Source organism: Jejuibacter sp. L23 (assembly GCF_050815825.1).
Classification (GTDB): domain Bacteria; phylum Pseudomonadota; class Gammaproteobacteria; order Enterobacterales; family Enterobacteriaceae; genus Jejubacter; species Jejubacter calystegiae.
The window spans coordinates 2,610,155-2,627,577 of sequence record NZ_CP138199.1; the positions used below are offsets into that span (position 1 = coordinate 2,610,155).

The window sequence follows — 17,423 nt, forward strand, 5'->3', positions numbered from 1 at the left end:
CAGAAGTGCGCAAGGGCCCCCGTTTTTGCTATTCGCGGGTAGAGACGCGCCATACCGCGCTACCGGCGTCGTCAGCAATCACCAGCGCGCCTTCGCCATCCATGGTCAGACCTACCGGCAAACCGCGCACCGTCTTCTGATCCTCTGACAGGAAGCCCGTGACCACCGGCTGGGGTTCGCCCACCGGTTTGCCATCCTTAAAGGCCACCCATACCACTTTATAGCCGTTGAGCGGCGAGCGGTTCCAGCTACCGTGTTCACTCACAAAGGCGCCGCCCCGATAGTTCGGCATATTGTCGCCGGTATAGAACAGCAGCCCCAGCGGCGCTACGTGGGAACTCAGGGCATAGTCGGGTTTGATGGCCTGCTTCACCAGATCCGGGCGCTGAGGCTGTGCCCGCTCATCAAGATGCTGGCCAAAGTAGCTGTAAGGCCAGCCGTAGAAGCCCCCTTCCTGCACCGCAGTCATATAATCTGGCACCAGATCGGCGCCTATCTCATCACGTTCGTTAACGATGGCCCACAGCTTGCCGGTCTGCGGTTCCCACTGGAGTCCGGTGGGATTGCGCAGGCCGCTGGCGTAGATACGGCTGGCGCCGCTGTTACTGTCCACCTCCAGTACCGCGGCGCGGCGGTATTCGGCATCCAGCCCGTTTTCACCGATATTACTATTGGAGCCCACGCCAACGTAAAGCTTACTGCCGTCCGGGCTTGCCAGCAGCGCTTTGGTCCAGTGATGGTTAACGCCAGACGGCAGCTCGGTCAGTTCCCGACCGGGATCGCTGATATGGGTCTGACCGTTCTGATAGGGGTAAACCCTCAGGCTATCGGCGTTGGCGACATAGAGTTTGTTGCCGACCAGTTGTACGCCGAACGGTGAAAACAGGTGATCGAGGAAGGGAAACTTCTGCCAGCGACCATCGTCCTGCTTACGCAGCAGCGTGATACGGTTTCCTCCGGCGCCCCCTTTCCCCGAGGCATTTTTAATGATGCCGGTAATCAGTTGTTTGGGCATACTGGTCGGCTTCGGCGGCCCGCTGGCTTCCACTACCAGAATATCGCCATTTGGTAGCGTATAAAGCTGGCGCGGATTCATCAGGCCATCGGCGATTTTTTCGATCTTCAGCCCTTCGGCTACCTGAGGCATCTCTCCCTGCTTCCAGGGCACCCCTTCCGGCACCTGCATCGGCGGAATCAGAAAGTTTCGCGCTTCGGGCAGTTCCGGGTTGGGACCGACCTGACTCATGGGATCCAGTTTGGCGCTATCGTCACAGCCAGCCAGCAGCAGCGCGCCTGCCAGCGCTAACAGTTTTTTATTCATCATTCTCCTCCCGGCTTCGATCACGCAGTGCCTGTTGCAGATTGGCGATGGTCAGCAGTACCACTACCAGCGTGGAAAGCGTTACACCCAGGGGCACCACGGCCCAGGCATCACGGCTGTGAACAAAGGCGTTGATAATCGCCAGCACGATGGCGACCAGCGACAGCCAGAAGTGAACCTTTACCGGCGAGCAGGCGCTACTGCCGCCGCTCCACACCAGAAACAGATTCAGCAAACGCGGGATAATGGCGATGACCAGACCCATGGCAATCAGCCAGCTCGCGCCGTGGGTCCAGAATATCTGGGTACTGTTGATATAGATGATGTCGAATAACCAGGCAGCGGCAAAGAAGCCCAGCGGTAGCGGATTTAGCAGTTCATAGAGGCCGGTGATTACCGGCCCCCGCCCAAAGGTTTCACTCTTCATTCACAGTCTCCTTGTTGCTTAAGGTATGAACGGCCGCGAAGGGTGCGGCCGTATCTTGCCTGTGATGAAGCGTAGCCGAAGGTGGCGGGAAATGCGTCAGGCGAAATATTATGGATGAGGGAGATGGCGCACGGGATCCTGCGAGTGGTGCAGCACGTCGATAATGACGATTCCGTCATCGGTTTCGCGGTAGTAGATCAGGTGACTTTGACAGGGAAAGCTAAAGATACCATCGCCGAGATCGTCGCTGCGATCGCGACCGGGAGATGGATGCCGGCCAAGAATATCGGTCATCGTCACACGCAGCGTCTGCGCATATAAACTGGCCACATCCCGCCCCCAGCGATGCTGAGAATATGCCCGTATCTCACGAATCTGGGTTCGCGCATCCGTGGTGAACCGTACTGTCATCCCTGATTTTTTCCGGCCTTACTCAGTTCGTCTGGCGTAAGTTCACTGAATACATCATCAATATCATGTAACTCGCCCCGCTCAGCCTGAGCGATAGAGTGCGCCAGGGTGGCTCGGAGATAACGCAGCTTCAGCGCTTCAATTTCGTTGTAGTCTTCCCAGGACATCACAACCACTTTTGGACGTCCGTTTTTGGTAATACTGACGGGCTCCCGCATGGCCTGGCTGATAAGTTCACCAAACTGTACCTTTGCTTCACTGGCGGTGAAACTGTTCATGACGACCTCCGGATCGCTTAAATCGTACCTGTTCGAGCATTTCGTACCTGTTGGTAGCGATATTAATCCCGTCGGTCGCATGATGCGAGTTTTTTGACCGCTGCGGTTTAATCAGGCGCGCCGTACTGGTCGAGCTGCTGGCGGGTAAACTCAATAAATTGCGTTAGCGCCGCCGAACGGTGCCGCCCTGAAGGCGCCTGAAGTTGCAGGGTTCGCTGGCTGAGCGACGGGCTGTCGACCGATCTTAGCTGCATACCGTCCTGCCGTGCGCGCCACAGCACGCTAAAGTGGCTACAGGCGCTAATGGCCTGCGGCGTGTTGAGGGTAAACATATAGAGGGTGGCGAAATTATTGGCGCTCAGCACCGGCTCAAGGAAAGTCCCCTCCATCCGGCACAAAAGATCGACCAGCTGGCGAATGGTGGTGCCCTGCTCCGGCAACGCCAGCGGATAATGACGTAAATCCGCCATTGCCACCGGCTGGCGGGTCAACGGGTGGTCGGGTTGCAGCAGCAGCAGCATCGGCGCGGGCCAGGAGTCCACAATATCCACATCGCGCTCCGGGGCCAGACTGAACTGAAACGCCAGGTCGCAATTGCCGTTACGGGCCCACTCCGCCACCTGCATCGCCGTACCCACCTGTAATTCAAAGGTGACGCCGGGATGCTGATGCCGGAAACGACTCAGTAATCCCGGTAGCAGATCGAACGCCATGCCGTCGGTACAGGCAATACGGACCAGCGCGCGACGGATTGCCGTCAATCCCTGAATCGCGGCGATGGCGTGTTCCATATCCAACATGCTTTTACGCACGTGATTTTCCAGAATCTGTCCGGCATCGGTCAGTACCATGCCCCGGGCGTGGCGTTCAAACAGCGGCACCCCAAGCCGCCCTTCCAGTTTCTGGATCTGGCGGCTGATGGCCGAGACGGCTACATACAGTTGCTGACTGGCGCTGCTCAGCGAGCCGCTGGCGGCCACAGCCAGAAAGTAGCGTAATTCGGTATTTAACATAGCCCTGCCTCCTGGTTGTGCATTCTGCTTTATATAAAAGGCAAAGGTCAGTTGCAATTATTATGATTGTGGCAATGCTTGCGCTGGTTTAGAACAAAATGACAACAACAGAATCCGGCCGGACCGGAACCGCAGACAGGGCAAACACCATGACATTACAACAGACCGTAGATCAGGCGCTGACCTGGTTCGACAGCGGCGCGTTCCGCGAACGGCTTGCGCAGCGCATTGCCATTCGCGGCGAAAGCCAGCGCAGCGACAGCGATGACGCACTGATGCAGTATTACCGGCAGGCGCTGACGCCGGAGCTGAGCCGCATGGGTTTTGATATCGAAATCCTCGACAATCCCCGGCGCGCCGACAGACCTTTCCTGCTCGCCAGCCGCATTGAGGATGAAGCCCTGCCCACGCTGTTGGGCTACGGCCACGGCGATGTGGTGTTTGGCAACCCGGAACGCTGGAGTCCGGGGCTCTCCCCCTGGCAACTGGTGGAACGCGATGGCCGCTGGTACGGGCGCGGCAGTGCCGATAATAAAGGACAGCACAGCATTAATCTGGCGGCGCTGGAGCAGGTATGGCAGGCGCGCGGCGCCCGGCTGGGATTTAACTGCAAATGGCTGTTCGAACTCGGTGAGGAGATAGGCTCCCCCGGTCTGGCGGAAGTCTGCCAGCAGATGAAAACGGCGCTGAAAGCCGATCTGTTGATCGCCTCTGACGGGCCACGACTGAATGAGTCCCGCCCCACGCTGTTTCTGGGCTCCCGTGGCAGCGTGAATTTTCGCCTCATCATCCGGGCCCGAAGTCAGGATTATCACTCCGGCAACTGGGGCGGCCTGTTGAGTAATCCCGGTACTCAACTGGCCAGCGCCATCGCATCGCTGGTGAATGCCCGGGGCGAATTGCAGGTTGCTGCGCTGCGCCCTCCCGCCCCTACGCCCGCGCTGCGCGCTATCCTTGCGAAGGTAGAGCCCGGCGGAAATCCCGGCGATCCGTCCCTGAGCGACGGCTGGGGGGAGCGCGAACTCACGCCCGCAGAGCGCCTGTTTGCAGGCAACACCCTTGAGGTGCTGACCCTGCTGGCCGGAAATCCGCAGCAGCCGATGAACGCCATTCCCGGTCAGGCCAGCGCCGTTTGCCAGCTACGCTTCGTGGTGGGCACCGACTGGCAGAACCTGGCGCGCCATATTCGCGAACATCTCGACGCCCGGGGCTTTACCATGGTGGAGATCGAAGAGGTGCGCGGCACCCCGGCCACCCGTTTTGATCCCACCGATCCGCTGGTCGACTGGGCGCTGGAGGCGATGAATGGCGTAACGCCGCATCCGCCTGCGCTGCTGCCGAATCTGGGCGGATCCCTGCCCAATGATGTCTTTGCCGATATTCTGGGGCTGCCCACGCTGTGGGTGCCGCACTCCTATCCCGCCTGCGGCCAGCACGCGGCGGATGAGCATCTGCCGGTGCAACTGGCCCGTGAAGGGCTGGAAATTATGACCCGCCTTTATTACGACTTCGGCGAGCGTGGCGCACAGTTGCTGGCGCAGCACCAGGCGCACCGTAACGGAGGTGAGGCATGAGCAAAGAAAATACGGCGGTACGGCCGGGGTTGTATAAAACCCTGTTCGCCACCTGCATCGGCAACGCGCTGGAGTGGTTCGATATTGCCGTCTACGGCTTTTTCGCCAGCTATATCGCCCGCGCCTTTTTTCCCACCAGCGATCCTTCGGTGTCGCTCATGCTCGCTTTCGGAAGTTTTGGCGTCGCATTCCTGGTACGGCCGTTAGGCGCCGTGGTACTGGGAGCGCTTGCCGACCGGCGCGGACGCAAGGCTTCGCTTTTGCTGTCGATTAACCTGATGATGATTGGCGGCGCGATTATCACCTTTATGCCCGGCTATCAGAGTATCGGACTGGCGGCGCCACTGCTGATTCTGCTGGCCCGTCTGATTCAGGGCTTTTCGGCCGGTGGTGAATTCGGTAGCTCCACCGCGTTTCTGGTGGAGCATTTTCCGGAGCGCCGCGCTTTTATCGCGAGCTGGCAGTTTGCCACCCAGGGTGCCAGCACCCTTTTGGCTTCGGCCTTTGGACTGGGGCTGGCTCAGTGGCTAACCGAACAGCAGATAGCCGACTGGGGCTGGCGCATTCCCTTTGCCTTCGGGCTACTTATTGGCCCGGTAGGGCTGTATATCCGGCGCAATATCCACGAGCCGGAAAGCTGGCGTCAGCAGACCCGTCCCCCGGCAGCACCGCTACGCACCCTGTTTGCCAGCCAGAAGACGCTGCTGCTGACCGCCATCGGGCTGATGGTGATCTCCACCGCCATTAATTACATGCTTAATTATGTGCCGACATGGGCCACCCGCACCCTGGCGCTGCCTGCCTCCGCCGCTTATGGCGCGACCCTGGTGGCCGGGGTAATTCTGACGGTGGTTACGCCGCTGGTCGGCCTGTGCGCCGAACGGATTGGCCGCCTGCCGCTGATGTGGGGTTCGCTGGGAATGCTGGCGGTAACTATTCTGCCTGCCTTCTGGCTAATGAGCCTGCATGTCACACCGCTGACTCTGATAGCCCTGGTGGCCTGGATGGCGCTGCTGAAATCAGTTTACTTCGCCACTGTTCCGTCGCTGATGGCCGATCTGTTCCCTATCGCCACCCGGGCTTCGGGAATGGCCATTAGCTACAACGTGGCGGTCACGGTGTTTGGCGGATTCGCTCCCTTTATTTGCACCCTGCTTATCAGCGCTACCGGTAGCCACCTGGCGCCCAGTTACTATCTGATGAGCGTGTCGGTGCTGAGCGTGCTGGCGCTGTACAACACCCGGCGGCGGGATCATCGCCAGTCGCGCAAAACGGTGGAGCGCGGGACGGTTTCCTGAATTTCAGAGAATGGTGTCATTGCGCTGAGCGATATTATTTCTCAGCGTAATGACAAGGTCATCAGCGATAGTTAACACTAAGCAGGCAATACCTGGTATCATTCTGATATAACGCATAAAAAGCATCACCTGCGAAAGGATATCAGAATGAACGCAATCTATAATCACTGGCGACTGTCTGGCTGGCTGACGCATGATATTTTTGTTATTGCCGTCGCCATTGTATTTATCGCCCTCTGCGGCTTTTTGTTATATTCACTGATTAAAAGACGCAGTACCCGACGCCTGAAGCCATATCTGTTTATTCTGGTTATCTATGGATTAATTGTTAATTTTATCGGGATGACATTTTTTGGCATGTTCCGGTCGGTCACCCTTGAAGGCAAGAGCCAGCTATTTTTTTCGCACAAAAACCACAGTTTCACATCGATTGAACGCACCGTTATTCCCAATGGGCAATCCAATGGAATTAGCACCAGTACCTCGAAGTTTGAACTGATTTCGGTGAACAGCGATACCGGCGAGCGAATCTGGAGTAAGCGAATGGGCTGGCGCAACTACCTGATTGGCCAGACTGATCGGTATCTTATTTTAAATGATGCCGATGATGACGCGCTCTTTTTATTAGATAGCACGACTGGCGCCATGCGCTTTTCGCAAGCAGATCTGGTGAAAAAAATCCCTGCACTCTCAGAGGTTCTGAGTCCGGACTTCCCTGACTATCGCTTTGTTGATCGTCGCCTTTATATACACGGTTTAGACAACCGTTATTATCTACTGGATTTAGAAAACTGGACGCTGACCGAAGACGCCCAAATCATGACGATTTTCCAGCAGCACAGGGCACCTGCATGGATAATCTCTGCCAGCGACAACCGGGTCGGGCAACCCATCTCAGATCAAGAGTTAACCGAAGCGCTTCGTCTCCTGGGTGAACAATTAATCAATCCGGTGTTACTCGGAAAGAAGCAGGCGCATCAGTATTATGTCCTGGCCTATAAAAAGCGTCGCGGTCCTCAGGCTTCAATAGGTTTATATGATGTGGAGAAGCAAAAGTATTTATGGCAAACCGCGGTGACCCTGACGGAAGACGGTGTTCCGATAAATGCTTATCAGATGGACGACGCTCTGTATGTCAAAGCTGCACGCTATTTGTTTAAGCTGGATACCAATACCGGCAGGAAAATCTATCAGTTTGATTATCGATGGAATCGGGTCGTGGATCGGTGACATAAAAAAGGCCCTTAACCGGGCCTGTTAATCCATTACCGGGGGCATTCAGTTATGCCTGCCCCGCTTCAGCCTCCTTTAGCATTTGCCAGAGCGTCTCCTTCAACTTCAGCTTCTCCTTTTTCATGGTGGCAACCTGCTCGCAGTATCCGCTACCGTCCGGCTGTTCCAGCCGGGAAATCTCGTGGTCCAGCGCGTTATGCTTATCGAACAGGGAGCGAAAACGCGGGTTGTTCTCTTTCAGTTCGCTGATGAGCTGGCGGTATTCTGGAAACATGGCGTAACTCCTTGTGGTGGGGAAACCCTGCTTATTTCAGGGGTAACACGTTCATCCACGACTGTCATCCCCGCAAGCGCGTTCTGTGCTGAGGATCAAGAAGCGGTCTGACGCCGCTTACCCTCTCCTGATGAGCGCGCTATGATTGACAGAATTGCCCTGCCTTAGCCTCTGCCGCGAGCCTGTGCCACAATAGACTCCCTGATCCCCCTACGGAGTACCCCATGAATCAGCCACTGATTGGCGTTGGCGTGATTATTCTGCGCCAGGATAAAGTTTTACTGGGACGTCGCCAGGGCAGCCATGGCGCGGGCAGCTGGTCCGCACCCGGCGGCCATCTGGAATTCGGTGAAACGCCAGAAGAGTGCGCCCGCCGCGAAGTACTGGAAGAGACCGGGCTCCACCTGGAAAACATCCGCCGTGGCCCCTGGGCGAATGTCATGTTCCAGGAGGCGCAAAAGCACTATATCACCCTGTTTATGCTGGCTACCGCTCCCCACGGTGAGGCCCAAAGGCTGGAGCCGGATAAGTGCGACGGCTGGCAGTGGTTCTCGCCAGATGCCCTGCCCAGGCCGCTGTTCGCGCCGGTGGAAATCCTGTTGCAGGAGCACTCTCTGGCGGATCTGATGCGGCACGCAACGGATAGCACGCCCGGGTAATTTGCTTTACATTGAGCGTTTTGGTTAAACAGAAACTGGACGTTAATGATGGATATTGAAAAACTGGTTCGCACCCGTTACACCAGCAAAGCCTATGACGGCAGCCGCAAGCTAAGCGAAGAGCAGCGTCAGGAGTTGCTGGATCTGCTGCGTTTTAGCCCCTCTTCCGTTAACTCTCAGCCCTGGCATTTCTTCGTTATCGAATCCGACGAAGCAAAGGCCCGGGTACTGCCAGCGTTTGGCGAAGCCAATGCCCGGAAGGTGCAGGACGCAGCCCTGGTGGTAGTTTTCACCATCCGTAAAGAGATGAGCGAAGATCATCTGCACGCCCTGCTGGCTCAGGAAGAGCGCGACGGACGCTTTGAAAGCGATGATCTGAAGGCCGGTCAGGACAAAGGCCGCCGCTACTTCGTTAACCTGAATAGCGGCTCGGTGGAACAACAGCGTAACTGGATGGCGCGCCAGGCCTATCTGTCACTCGGTTTTCTGCTGCTGGGCGCCGCCGGTATGGGGCTGGATGCCACCCCCATCGAAGGCTTTACCCCGGAAAAAATGGACCAGTTGCTGAGTCTGGAAGCCCAGGGTCTGCAAAGCGTGGTAGTGGCAACCGTCGGTTACCGCAGCGAACAGGACTTTAACGCGGCACTGCCCAAGTCGCGTCTGGCCCAGGACCAGGTTATCACCCTGCTGTAATCCTCCAGAGGCCGCCCCGGCGCGGCCTTTCACATCCTGACACCATTCATCTCCGTCTGTTTATTTCTGCTATATCAGCATGACCCACTATAAAAACCGCCTTAATCCAGTGGTATTGACTGACGTACATCTCATTTTTGTTAAAAATAGCAGCATTATGTTAACCGTTGGTATCGGAGTTTTGCGTCACTGCGCAATACCGGGTAGCATTCTTCGCCGTAATTCAGCCCGTTGTAAAACATAACCACAAAACGGGTGGTTCGCCTCTGTGTTTTTAGTTGTAAATGCAATCGTTTACGGTACTTGCAGGGCGCACTCCAGTGCGGCTGCTTCAGACAGGATCCAGAGAAATTGTATGAAATCGACAAAGCATCAGTCAGACGATCATCACGCGGCCAAACGACGCTGGCTTAACGCCCAGGATTCGGGCTATCGTCGCGCCATGGACAACCGGCACGTACAGATGATCGCCATTGGCGGCGCCATCGGTACCGGCCTGTTTCTGGGTGCCGGCGCACGCCTGCAGGCGGCAGGCCCGGCGCTGGCATTAATCTATCTGGTTTGTGGGATCTTCTCGTTCTTTATTTTGCGCGCCCTGGGGGAACTGGTATTACATCGCCCTTCCAGCGGAAACTTCGTCTCTTATGCCCGTGAATTTCTTGGCGAAAAGGCCTCCTACGTGGCGGGCTGGATGTACTTCGTTAACTGGGCGATGACCGGCATTGTCGATATCACCGCCGTGGCGCTCTATATGCACTACTGGGGCGCTTTTGGCGACGTTCCCCAGTGGGTCTTTGCCCTTGGAGCGCTGGTTATCGTCGGCACCATGAATATGGTGGGCGTGCGCTGGTTTGCGGAAATGGAGTTCTGGTTCGCCCTGATTAAAGTTCTGGCTATTGTACTGTTCCTGGTGGTTGGCGTGGTGTTCCTTGGCACCGGCAAAGTCCTGGACGGAAACACCACCGGCCTGCATCTGATTACCGACAACGGCGGCTTGTTCCCTCACGGATTACTCCCGGCCCTGGTGCTGATACAAGGGGTGGTCTTTGCCTTTGCATCGATCGAACTGGTGGGCACCGCCGCAGGCGAATGTCGCGATCCGGAACGTATGGTGCCTAAGGCGATTAATAGCGTTATCTGGCGTATCGGCCTGTTTTATGTGGGCTCGGTGCTGCTGCTGGTTCTGCTGCTGCCCTGGAACGCCTATCAGGCCGGCCAGAGCCCGTTCGTGACCTTTTTTGCCAAACTGGGGATTCCCTATATTGGCGATATCATGAATATCGTGGTGCTGACTGCTGCCCTTTCCAGCCTGAACTCGGGCCTTTACTCCACCGGACGTATTCTGCGTTCAATGTCGATGGGCGGCTCGGCGCCGGCGTTTATGTCGAAGATGAGCCGTCAGCACGTCCCCTGGGCCGGTATTCTGGCGACCCTCGGGATTTACGTGCTGGGGGTATTTCTGAACTACCTGATTCCGTCACGGGTGTTCGAGGTCGTGCTGAACATCGCTTCGCTCGGCATTATCTCTTCCTGGGCCTTTATTATGGTTTGCCAGCTGCGGCTGCGTAAGGCGATTAAAGAGGGTAAAGCGGCAGATATCAGCTTTAAGCTGCCCGGCGCCCCCTTTACCTCATGGCTGACGCTGCTGTTCCTGCTGGCCGTGCTGGTGCTGATGGCCTGCGACTACCCGAACGGGACCTGGACTATCGCCTCGATCCCGCTGCTGGCGATTGTGCTGACCTTTGGCTGGTTCCGGGTTCGCAAACGGGTTCATACGATTGCCAGTACTGCGCCGCAGCAGCCGAATGATGTAAAAAATAATGCACGGCTGGTTGAAGCGGATGAACCTACGCGCTAGTTTCGGCTAAGTTTTTTATCACAACAACGCCTGAGTCGCTAATACGACTCAGGCTTTTTGTATACAGAAAACCCCCAGCTAGGCTGGGGGTTCCGTGAAGCTTTCAGCTATAAATCAGTTATATAAACCCCTTTTGATTTGTTAAAACACCTTGCGGTCTGGCAACTGCAAGGGTTAAACAAGAAATCAAAAGGGGGTCCCAATGGGGGACGAAAAGAGCTTAGCGCATACCCGATGGAACTGTAAATATCACATAGTTTTTGCGCCGAAATACCGGAGACAGGTGTTCTATGGAGGGAAGCGCAGGGCGATAGGTAAGATCTTAAGAAAGCTGTGTGAATGGAAAAGTGTGAAGATACTGGAAGCGGAATGCTGTGCAGATCATATCCATATGCTTGTGGAGATCCCGCCGAAGATAAGCGTGTCGAGCTTCATGGGTTATCTGAAAGGGAAAAGCAGTCTGATGCTGTACGAGCAGTTTGGAGATCTGAAGTTCAAATACAGGAACAGGGAGTTCTGGTGTCGTGGGTATTATGTAGACACGGTGGGCAAGAACACGGCAAGGATACAGGAATACATAAAGCACCAACTGGAGCAGGACAAGCTGGGAGAACAGTTATCGATTCCGTATCCAGGTAGCCCGTTTACGGGCCGTAAGTAACGAAGTTTGATGCAAATGTCAGATCGTATGCGCCTGTTAGGGCGCGGCAGGTAAGAGAGCCTTATAGGCGCATCTGAAAAACCTCCGGCTATGCCGGAGGATATTTATTTTATATACCATTCCCGAAAATTAAAGTTTAATTACACCTGAAAATAACACCCGTATATAGCAAGGTTTTTTTGCTCAAAATAGATCCAATGGTTTCATTGATGAAACCGTCGTTCACTTAAGCGCCAAATCATAACCATCTGAATAATAAGATAATAATATATTTCAATTTATTTAAAAACTAATTCTGTGCGCTATGTTTAATTTCGTTTTTGACAGAATAAATAGCGCCTGTTATCCATTAATCAGCCAATAACGAATGAAACACTGTCTTATATATGAAACCGCTGATGGTGGTCTCAAAATAATCTATTTCACGGATAACCGTTTTCCTTTTTTAATGGAGCTAATCATGACGCGTGAAGTTCTCCCGGCGCCGCTGCCGGATCCTGCCCAACCATTTTCCTGGATTACCCGCGGTGCCGGCCTGCTGTTTACCGGTCATGGCCCGGTACGAGCCGATGGAACGCTTGAGACTGGCAGCAGCGAAAAACAGATCGCCCTGACCCTGAGTAACCTGCGCGACACGCTACAAGCCGCGGGCAGCGACTGCGATCGCGTACTGCAAATGACGGTCTGGCTATGCCGGGTAGAGGACGTTCCGCTACTCGATCGCCTGTACCGCCAATTTTTCAGCGCTCCCTGGCCCAATCGCGCCACCGTTATCGTCGAACGTCTGGTCGCAGACGGTATGAATATCGAAATCGCCGCCACCGCACTGGCGGGAGAGCAGTAATCCATTACACAACCCTCAAGGAGCTCCCATGTTTAGTTCAATCGGCCCTTCCAGACCGGATCCTATTATGAGTCTGATGGAGCAATATCTGGCTGATGACTGCCCGCATAAGGTCAATCTGGGAATTGGTCTTTACTATGACGGCGAAGGCACTCTGCCGCTGTTGAACAGCGTGCGTGAAGCCCAGCAGCGTCTGATGGCCCAGGAACGTCCTCATAGCTATCCGCCCATCGAAGGTCAGGCGCAGTTTCGCGAGGCGGTGCAGCGCCTGATTTTCGGCCATTCAGCGCAGCAGACGGCACTGACGACCCTTCAGACATTAGGCGGTTCCGGCGCGCTACGGCTGGGAGCAGAGCTGTTACGGCAGCTGGGCGTATGCCGAATTCATTTACCGGATCCCACCTGGCCTAACCACCTGGCGATATTCTCTGCAGCCGGATTAACGCCGGAAAGTTACCCCTGGTACGACAACGCCAACGGTGAGCTGCTGATCGATGCGCTTCTGGATCGCCTGGCGACGTTGCCGGAAGGAAGCGTGGTTCTGCTCCATCCCGCCTGCCATAACCCTACCGGCATGGATCCCTCACCGGATCAGTGGCGCAGCATTCTGGATACGGTGGAACGTCGCCGACTGCTGCCCTTTTTCGATGCCGCCTATCAGGGATTCGGCGCCGGAATCGAACAGGATATCGCGCCGGTGCGCCAGGCCCTGGAGCGCGGTTTGCCATTTCTGCTAAGCCACTCATTGTCAAAAAATATGGCGCTATACGGCCAGCGCGTCGGAAGCCTGAGCCTTCACTGCCCGGATGTGGCCGCCATCAACGTACTCGGCACGCTGAAAGGTCTGGTACGCAGCAGCTATTCCTGTCCGCCGACTTTTGGCAGCGACATTGCCGCCACTGTACTAAACGACGCCGCGCTGCATCAGTGCTGGCGGGATGAAACTGAAGCCATGCGCCTGCGAATTCTCGCCATGCGTCAGCGACTGGCGACTGAGCTAAACGCCAACGGCGCCGGACTGGATATCGGGCGGATTACGCGCCAGCGTGGCATGTTCAGCTATACCGGATTGAGCGAGCAGCAGGTCGATACGTTGCGTCAGGATTTCTCTATCTACCTGGTCAATCCCGGCCGTATATGCGTACCTGGACTGACGGAGCACAACGTCGATTATGTCGCGGCATCCATCGCCAGCGTCACTCGCTAACCCGGAGGCACACCATGAAACAGGCAGCGCGTTTTGAGGAGATCGCCCGCCGTCAGCAGGGCCTGAAACAGCAACTCAGCGCCGGGCAGATGTCGATGCTGGCTATCGGCGGCGCCATCGGTACCGGCCTCTTTCTGGGCAGCAGTTATGCCATCCAGATGGCGGGCCCGTCGGTGCTGTTAAGCTACTTTGTCGGCGGCGTTATCGCGCTGCTGCTGATGGGAGCGCTGGCGGAAATGACCTGCCAGCACCCCACCTCCGGATCTTTTGGCGACTATGCCGAATTTTATCTCGGGCCGATGTGGGGGTTTCTGATTCGTTACGCCTACTGGTCGTGCATCGTTCTGGCGGTGGGAACGGAAATCACCGCAGTGGGGATGTATATGCAGTACTGGTTCCCCGATTCGCCGCTGGTGATGTGGATGCTGCTGTTTTCTGCGCTGATCGTCGGCATCAACGTGCTGGGGATCGGTATCTTCGGCCATGTAGAGTATGCGCTCTCCGCCGTTAAAATTATCGCTATCGTCGCCTTTATTTTGCTGGCAGGGGCGATTCTACTGTTCGGGCATAATCCACAGTTTGGCCTGCATCACTATACCGATGATGGTTTTATGCCTTTCGGCCTGCGTGGAATGTGGTTCGCGGTAATTGTTTCTATTTTCAGCTATATGAGCATTGAGATGATCGCCGTGGCCGCTGGCGAGGCGAAAGAGCCGGTGAAAGCCGTGCGCCAGGCATTTCGCGGCACGCTTATTCGGCTCTGCCTGTTCTATTTTCTTTCTATCGCATTAATGCTGGCAATTGTTCCCTGGCAGCATTCCGCAGACCGCGGCAGTCCGTTTTTGATCGTGATGCAATTGATTAAGCTACCGTTCGCCAGCGGCATTTTTAACTTTATCGTACTTATCGCCGCCCTGTCGGCCATGAACAGCCAGCTCTATATCACCACCCGCATGCTATTTTCGCTGGCCCGCGCCGGCCAGGCACCACAGCGTTTCGGCCGCCTGAACAAACGCGGCGTGCCGTTAAACGCCATCGCCCTTTCCAGCCTGGGGATTTTCGTATCGGTGATTCTTTCCGTCGTCTGGCCCCACAGCGCCTTTGTGGTCATGATGTCGATTGCGGTCTACGGCGCTTGTTTCACCTGGATGATGATTTTCATTACGCATTTGCGTTTTCGCCGCCATCACCAGCCGGATCAACTGACGTTCAGACTCTGGGGCTACCCGTGGACACCCTGGCTGGGGGCAGGATTGATGCTGGCAATCCTGCTCTCAACGCCTTTCACCGGTTTTTTCCGGCTGACCCTGGCCTTTGGCATCCCCTTCACTCTGTTGCTGATGCTGGCATGGGGAGTGCGGCGTCGCTGGCAGACTCGCCAACCACTAAGCGAAATGGTAGAGAAAGCGCCGGGATAATGTCTGGTTCCTGTATGGATGGCGATGAAGGGAAGCCTTAAATGATGCAGGCGCTGCTCGTTAGCGCCTGTCAGATACCGACCCCTGACTAAACCGGGATCAGCTCCAGTTGATTTATCAGAGAAGCCACTTCCTCTTCATTGTGATAAACCCGTACCTGGCTGTTCGTTAATCCCCCCTCTGGCCCCCCTGGAGTTATTTCTACGCTAAATCTTAGTACGTTACTGGCGCTCATTAACTTGTTGGCCGAAAGTTTGATATCCCGTATGCAAAGTCGCATACCGGCACCGTACTTTTCCCTGACCAGTTCGCCGGTAATTTGAAATGCCGTTTGGGCGATAATCGCCACCGGCCAGCAGGGATAGCCATAAAAATGTCCGGCGCACTGCTGTGGCGTCAGTGGCCCTGCCACTGCGTTAACGCTATTCGCCGTAAACGTCAGATCGTGATAAGAGATTGGGGTTTGATAAGGTGAATCGGGTGGAATAATATCATCAGGATTCGCATAGTGTTTAAAGTTACGCTTAAACAGCGGCGGAGTAATTATCGTATATTCGCAGACTAATTCTGCAACCGGCGTTTTCCCCCACGCGCTGGCGGCAATTTTCAGACTGCGTTTATCCATATCCAATACCCGGGCGCTGGCATACAGCGTTTCTCCCTTTGCAGGTTGATCCGCACTGCGGGTCAAATGCGCCCTGGTCGCCAGATAGTAACCTTCTGGTCCATTGTGCAGTGCCACGGCCGAACAACTCCCCAGGATGGCCAGATGTCTGCCCAGCTCGCCCGCGGTAATGGCGCCGATTTCATAAACCAGCGGCTGTTCGGCCGTAAAACGCCCCATGACCTGCTCATCATCCTGCCAGAGATGTTGAAAGGCAAAGTAAGGCTTCTGCACATTAATACGTTGCGATATCTCGTTAATATCAAGTGAATGACTCCGGGAATGCATACTCATACTTTACCAACCCCTTAATATCTGGCAATCAATAGGCTAAACCGAACTCAATGAATAATTATTGGATGCCTCTGGGGTATTAAAATCATTTTCGGATAAAAGCTACATCCCTGTAAGATCTGGTTTCCCGAAACCTTGATTTAAAATAATGCGTTGGCGCCACAATATATTAAATATCCGTCGAGTGCGTCACCTTTTCCCACCGGTCAATCTCATCGTTCCACGCCGACAGTTTTTCGCGTACCAGTCCAGGCGCATCGACCACCCGGCCCGATTAGTAACGTTTGGGTAATAGTGACAACACGAGGATTGTTAGCGTTCCTTCCTGATTTTCCCTGGCGACTTCCCAAAGTATGTCTTACATACCCGATAAAAATGGGAGGAATCTATAAAACCAGCTCGTCTTGCAATATCCATGACAGGAAGCCTGTCATACTCTCGCGAATTCAACATCCGCAGCGCAGATTGTGCGCGGTAACGAATAAGCTCCTGGCCAAAACTGGTTCCCTCACTTGCCATAATACGATGCAACGTTCTGGTAGACACTCCCACATCTCTGGCGATATCTGCCGCGGTCAGGGCCAGGTTCATATGACGCTGATGTATGCTATCCAGAATGCGTTGATATCTCTTGTGGGTCCCTAAGGTATCTGCCCCTCCGCCATAGCACGCCATATCATGCAGAATCAAAGCCAGCAGCCCCCCTATCTGATCGAGAATCATAGGAAACCGGAAATCAATGGAGCTTGTGTATCCAGGAGAAAGCTGTCCAAGGTACGAAGCGAGCACCCTGCCCCAACCTGATACCTCATTAAGATTCTTTTCTAAAATCATCTCTGGTTGAACCACCCACGTTGCCAGCCATTCAGCAGGCAACGCCAGCGTTCGATTTAAAAAATTATTCTGTAACAGGGAAGTATATTCCTTACGCGTATCCAGCAAAAAAACAGATCCCGCAGGTAGTTTTATTTCCTGGCCATGTCGATTAATAAATCCCCATGCTGAAGTGGCATATATCAGGTGATACTCGTCAACAGAATTACAGGCGATATCTTTTGCAGAACGCTGAGAACGTTTAGCAGAACCACTGATGTCCGTTATAGAAAATAGCCCTGACTTAATCGCAGAAACATCACACCAGAAGCACATCGTATCGTCTATAGTCGTTGTTACTTTAATCAGATTCATCTTAAGGATATCTTCAAATTCGCTGAATCGTTGTTCAACGTCCTTTCCCTTCGTTGACCATTCGAATATGGAGACGCCTTTATCTTTCATTATTCCTTCTCCATTTAT

The 17,423-nt window shown here is 54.9% G+C and carries 18 protein-coding genes; 10 read left to right on the forward strand and 8 right to left on the reverse strand.

Annotation, left to right across the window (positions count from 1 at the left end; all coding sequences use genetic code 11):
- Nucleotides 1–28 precede the first annotated feature (28 nt).
- The 5 genes from SCU88_RS12020 to SCU88_RS12040 form a co-directional block, all read right to left on the reverse strand.
- Nucleotides 29–1,324, reverse strand: a complete 1,296-nt coding sequence (locus SCU88_RS12020; protein ID WP_421804475.1) for a PQQ-dependent sugar dehydrogenase — start codon at nucleotides 1,322–1,324, stop codon at nucleotides 29–31.
- On the reverse strand, nucleotides 1,314–1,748 hold the full coding sequence (locus SCU88_RS12025; RefSeq protein WP_138097497.1) for a DUF2231 domain-containing protein: 435 nt from the start codon (nucleotides 1,746–1,748) through the stop codon (nucleotides 1,314–1,316). Before SCU88_RS12025 ends, SCU88_RS12020 begins: the two co-directional genes overlap by 11 nt.
- A gap of 108 nt (nucleotides 1,749–1,856) precedes the next feature.
- On the reverse strand, nucleotides 1,857–2,159 hold the full coding sequence (locus SCU88_RS12030) for a type II toxin-antitoxin system RelE/ParE family toxin (RefSeq protein WP_175342113.1): 303 nt from the start codon (nucleotides 2,157–2,159) through the stop codon (nucleotides 1,857–1,859).
- Entirely contained in the window at nucleotides 2,156–2,437 is a 282-nt protein-coding gene (locus tag SCU88_RS12035) for a type II toxin-antitoxin system Phd/YefM family antitoxin (RefSeq protein WP_138097499.1), read from the reverse strand. The genes SCU88_RS12030 and SCU88_RS12035 overlap by 4 nt, the downstream gene beginning before the upstream one ends.
- Nucleotides 2,438–2,544: 107 nt before the next feature.
- Nucleotides 2,545–3,450, reverse strand: a complete 906-nt coding sequence (locus SCU88_RS12040) for a LysR substrate-binding domain-containing protein (protein ID WP_175342112.1) — start codon at nucleotides 3,448–3,450, stop codon at nucleotides 2,545–2,547.
- Between the two features lie 149 nt (nucleotides 3,451–3,599).
- Between SCU88_RS12040 and SCU88_RS12045 the strand changes: the two genes are divergently transcribed.
- From SCU88_RS12045 to SCU88_RS12055, 3 genes are all read left to right on the forward strand, one after another.
- On the forward strand, nucleotides 3,600–5,024 hold the full coding sequence (locus SCU88_RS12045; RefSeq protein WP_138097501.1) for a M20 family metallopeptidase: 1,425 nt from the start codon (nucleotides 3,600–3,602) through the stop codon (nucleotides 5,022–5,024).
- Nucleotides 5,021–6,322, forward strand: coding sequence for an MFS transporter (locus SCU88_RS12050; protein ID WP_175342111.1), 1,302 nt, complete (start codon nucleotides 5,021–5,023; stop codon nucleotides 6,320–6,322). Before SCU88_RS12045 ends, SCU88_RS12050 begins: the two co-directional genes overlap by 4 nt.
- Before the next feature lie 147 nt (nucleotides 6,323–6,469).
- Nucleotides 6,470–7,552 (forward strand): PA2928 family protein, encoded by a 1,083-nt coding sequence (locus tag SCU88_RS12055; RefSeq protein WP_175342110.1) that lies wholly within the window; start codon nucleotides 6,470–6,472, stop codon nucleotides 7,550–7,552.
- A gap of 52 nt (nucleotides 7,553–7,604) precedes the next feature.
- Here SCU88_RS12055 and SCU88_RS12060 read toward each other — a convergent pair whose 3' ends face one another.
- On the reverse strand, nucleotides 7,605–7,829 hold the full coding sequence (locus SCU88_RS12060) for a DUF465 domain-containing protein (RefSeq protein ID WP_175342109.1): 225 nt from the start codon (nucleotides 7,827–7,829) through the stop codon (nucleotides 7,605–7,607).
- A 224-nt stretch (nucleotides 7,830–8,053) separates the two neighbouring features.
- Between SCU88_RS12060 and SCU88_RS12065 the strand changes: the two genes are divergently transcribed.
- The 7 genes from SCU88_RS12065 (at nucleotide 8,054) to SCU88_RS12095 (ending at nucleotide 15,169) form a co-directional block, all read left to right on the forward strand.
- Nucleotides 8,054–8,488 carry an NUDIX domain-containing protein gene (locus tag SCU88_RS12065; protein WP_175342108.1) on the forward strand — a complete coding sequence of 145 codons (435 nt, stop codon included), beginning with the start codon at nucleotides 8,054–8,056 and terminating at the stop codon, nucleotides 8,486–8,488.
- Nucleotides 8,489–8,533: 45 nt separating this feature from the next.
- Nucleotides 8,534–9,181, forward strand: coding sequence for an oxygen-insensitive NAD(P)H nitroreductase (gene nfsB, locus SCU88_RS12070; RefSeq protein ID WP_431810141.1), 648 nt, complete (start codon nucleotides 8,534–8,536; stop codon nucleotides 9,179–9,181).
- 355 nt (nucleotides 9,182–9,536) lie between these two features.
- Nucleotides 9,537–11,039 carry an L-asparagine permease gene (ansP, locus tag SCU88_RS12075; RefSeq protein ID WP_175342107.1) on the forward strand — a complete coding sequence of 501 codons (1,503 nt, stop codon included), beginning with the start codon at nucleotides 9,537–9,539 and terminating at the stop codon, nucleotides 11,037–11,039.
- A 202-nt stretch (nucleotides 11,040–11,241) separates the two neighbouring features.
- Complete coding sequence (gene tnpA / locus SCU88_RS12080; protein WP_175342350.1) at nucleotides 11,242–11,700, forward strand: IS200/IS605 family transposase; 459 nt, start codon at nucleotides 11,242–11,244, stop codon at nucleotides 11,698–11,700.
- 460 nt (nucleotides 11,701–12,160) lie between these two features.
- Nucleotides 12,161–12,544: a Rid family hydrolase gene (locus SCU88_RS12085; RefSeq protein WP_175340443.1), complete on the forward strand. Its 384-nt coding sequence runs from the start codon at nucleotides 12,161–12,163 to the stop codon at nucleotides 12,542–12,544.
- Nucleotides 12,545–12,572: 28 nt separating this feature from the next.
- Complete coding sequence (locus tag SCU88_RS12090; protein ID WP_175340444.1) at nucleotides 12,573–13,751, forward strand: aromatic amino acid transaminase; 1,179 nt, start codon at nucleotides 12,573–12,575, stop codon at nucleotides 13,749–13,751.
- A gap of 14 nt (nucleotides 13,752–13,765) precedes the next feature.
- Nucleotides 13,766–15,169, forward strand: coding sequence for an amino acid permease (locus SCU88_RS12095; RefSeq protein ID WP_175340445.1), 1,404 nt, complete (start codon nucleotides 13,766–13,768; stop codon nucleotides 15,167–15,169).
- Between the two features lie 88 nt (nucleotides 15,170–15,257).
- On the opposite strand, the gene SCU88_RS12100 is transcribed toward SCU88_RS12095, so the two are convergent.
- Both SCU88_RS12100 and SCU88_RS12105 read right to left on the reverse strand, forming a co-directional pair.
- Entirely contained in the window at nucleotides 15,258–16,127 is an 870-nt protein-coding gene (locus tag SCU88_RS12100) for a hypothetical protein (RefSeq protein ID WP_175340446.1), read from the reverse strand.
- A gap of 312 nt (nucleotides 16,128–16,439) precedes the next feature.
- Entirely contained in the window at nucleotides 16,440–17,405 is a 966-nt protein-coding gene (locus SCU88_RS12105) for a helix-turn-helix domain-containing protein (protein WP_431810142.1), read from the reverse strand.
- Between the last annotated feature and the right edge of the window lie 18 nt (nucleotides 17,406–17,423).

What these genes read in the sequence shown, in the direction of transcription:
- SCU88_RS12050 (WP_175342111.1), top strand. Translation starts at nt 5,021, where the DNA reads ATGAGCAAAGAAAATACGGCGGTACGGCCGGGGTTGTATAAAACCCTG.
- SCU88_RS12040 (WP_175342112.1), bottom strand. Translation starts at nt 3,450, where the DNA reads ATGTTAAATACCGAATTACGCTACTTTCTGGCTGTGGCCGCCAGCGGC.
- SCU88_RS12055 (WP_175342110.1), top strand. Translation starts at nt 6,470, where the DNA reads ATGAACGCAATCTATAATCACTGGCGACTGTCTGGCTGGCTGACGCAT.
- ansP (WP_175342107.1), top strand. Translation starts at nt 9,537, where the DNA reads ATGAAATCGACAAAGCATCAGTCAGACGATCATCACGCGGCCAAACGA.
- SCU88_RS12030 (WP_175342113.1), bottom strand. Translation starts at nt 2,159, where the DNA reads ATGACAGTACGGTTCACCACGGATGCGCGAACCCAGATTCGTGAGATA.
- SCU88_RS12090 (WP_175340444.1), top strand. Translation starts at nt 12,573, where the DNA reads ATGTTTAGTTCAATCGGCCCTTCCAGACCGGATCCTATTATGAGTCTG.
- SCU88_RS12035 (WP_138097499.1), bottom strand. Translation starts at nt 2,437, where the DNA reads ATGAACAGTTTCACCGCCAGTGAAGCAAAGGTACAGTTTGGTGAACTT.
- SCU88_RS12100 (WP_175340446.1), bottom strand. Translation starts at nt 16,127, where the DNA reads ATGAGTATGCATTCCCGGAGTCATTCACTTGATATTAACGAGATATCG.
- SCU88_RS12045 (WP_138097501.1), top strand. Translation starts at nt 3,600, where the DNA reads ATGACATTACAACAGACCGTAGATCAGGCGCTGACCTGGTTCGACAGC.
- tnpA (WP_175342350.1), top strand. Translation starts at nt 11,242, where the DNA reads ATGGGGGACGAAAAGAGCTTAGCGCATACCCGATGGAACTGTAAATAT.
- SCU88_RS12020 (WP_421804475.1), bottom strand. Translation starts at nt 1,324, where the DNA reads ATGATGAATAAAAAACTGTTAGCGCTGGCAGGCGCGCTGCTGCTGGCT.
- SCU88_RS12095 (WP_175340445.1), top strand. Translation starts at nt 13,766, where the DNA reads ATGAAACAGGCAGCGCGTTTTGAGGAGATCGCCCGCCGTCAGCAGGGC.
- SCU88_RS12105 (WP_431810142.1), bottom strand. Translation starts at nt 17,405, where the DNA reads ATGAAAGATAAAGGCGTCTCCATATTCGAATGGTCAACGAAGGGAAAG.
- SCU88_RS12060 (WP_175342109.1), bottom strand. Translation starts at nt 7,829, where the DNA reads ATGTTTCCAGAATACCGCCAGCTCATCAGCGAACTGAAAGAGAACAAC.
- SCU88_RS12085 (WP_175340443.1), top strand. Translation starts at nt 12,161, where the DNA reads ATGACGCGTGAAGTTCTCCCGGCGCCGCTGCCGGATCCTGCCCAACCA.
- SCU88_RS12025 (WP_138097497.1), bottom strand. Translation starts at nt 1,748, where the DNA reads ATGAAGAGTGAAACCTTTGGGCGGGGGCCGGTAATCACCGGCCTCTAT.
- SCU88_RS12065 (WP_175342108.1), top strand. Translation starts at nt 8,054, where the DNA reads ATGAATCAGCCACTGATTGGCGTTGGCGTGATTATTCTGCGCCAGGAT.
- nfsB (WP_431810141.1), top strand. Translation starts at nt 8,534, where the DNA reads ATGATGGATATTGAAAAACTGGTTCGCACCCGTTACACCAGCAAAGCC.